General features: G+C 69.6%; 1 protein-coding gene. It reads left to right on the top strand.

Features of this window, described 5'->3' with window-relative positions; genetic code table 11:
* Nucleotides 1-70 precede the first annotated feature (70 nt).
* Nucleotides 71-1,445: putative lipid II flippase FtsW (ftsW, locus tag G6024_RS15985; RefSeq protein WP_159149154.1), on the top strand; the 1,375-nt coding region annotated here is incomplete at its 3' end.

Raw genomic sequence — 1,445 nt, 5'->3', positions numbered from 1 at the left:
TTCACCGACTACGGTCACCGCGGGCGCAGCTTCGTCCTCGCCGTGGGCCGCGTGGCCGGGAGGTAGGGCAATGGCAATCGACAAGGCAGCGCGCCAGAAGCCGGCGCGTGAGAAGACGGCGCGTGAGAAGACGGCGCGTGAGAAGACACAGCACGAGCGCGCGGACACCGAGACGCGACCGGACCTGCTCGGGCGGATCGCCGCACCCCTGGCCGCCATCAATCGCGCGCCCCTGACCTCGTACCACGTGGTCATGGTGGTCACCGCCCTGCTCACCGTCATCGGATTGGGCATGGTGCTGTCCAGCTCCAACGTGCTCGCCTTCTCCGGCGGCGGCACGCCGTTCGACATCTTCCTGCGCCAGGCGCTCTTCGTCCTCATAGGCTGGGTCGGCTTCGTCACCGCGCTGCGCGTCCGCATCGAGCTGGTCCGGGCCGCGGCGTTCCCGCTGCTGCTGGTCGCGATCGGACTGCTCGTGGCCGTGCTGATCCCCGGGGTCGGGTCCGAGATCAACGGGTCGAAGGGCTGGATCGACCTGGGGCTGTTCTCGATCCAGCCCGCGGAGATCGCCAAGTTCGCCTTCATCCTCTGGGCGTGCTCGGTGGTCGCCAAGCGGATGCGCACGGGGTACTGGCTCGATCTGCTCTTCCCGGCCGTGGTCGGCTACCTCGTCGTGGCGGTCCTCGTCGTCGTCGCCCCCGACCTGGGCATGGCCACCGCGGTGACCATCGCCTTCCTGTGTGTGCTGTGGTTCTCCGGGTACCCCACCCGGCACTTCGTGTGGGTCATCGCGGTCGGCGTCGTGGTCTTCGGCGTGCTCGCCGTGGCGTTCGCCTACCGCTTCGAGCGGATCCGGACCTACTTCGACACCTTCCGGGGCGATTTCTCCAACCCCCAGGGCGCGGCCTACCAGTCGTACCAGGGCATGCTCTCGCTGGCCGACGGCGGATTGTTCGGCGTCGGGCTGGGGCAGTCCAGCGCCAAGTGGTTCTACCTGCCCGAGGCCACCAACGACTTCATCTTCGCGATCATCGGCGAGGAGCTGGGCTGGTTCGGTGCCGCGGTCGTGGTGTCGCTCTACCTCACCCTCGGGTGGGTCGGCATGCGCGTCGCACTGCGATCGGTCGACCCGTTCCGCCGCCTGCTCGCCGGCACCGTCACCGCGACGATCGTCATCCAGGCCTTCATCAACATCGGGTATGTGGTCGGCCTGCTGCCGGTGACGGGTCTGCAGCTGCCCCTGATCTCCAACGGCGGCACGTCGGCGGTCGTCACCCTGACCTCGCTCGGGCTGCTCGCCAACTGTGCCCGCCACGAGCCGGAGGCCATCTCCGCGATCCTCAGCTCCCCGTCGCGGCGTCGGCGCAGCTGGCTCGCGCTGCCGGACCCGCGGCCCTACACGCCCGAGCGGCCGGTCCCGGCCTCCGCCACGCCCGGACGGTCCA

It is taken from the genome of Dietzia maris (assembly GCF_014144855.1).
GTDB classification, from domain to species: Bacteria; Actinomycetota; Actinomycetes; order Mycobacteriales; family Mycobacteriaceae; genus Dietzia; species Dietzia kunjamensis.
This window is presented reverse-complemented; position numbering and strand designations above follow the sequence as displayed.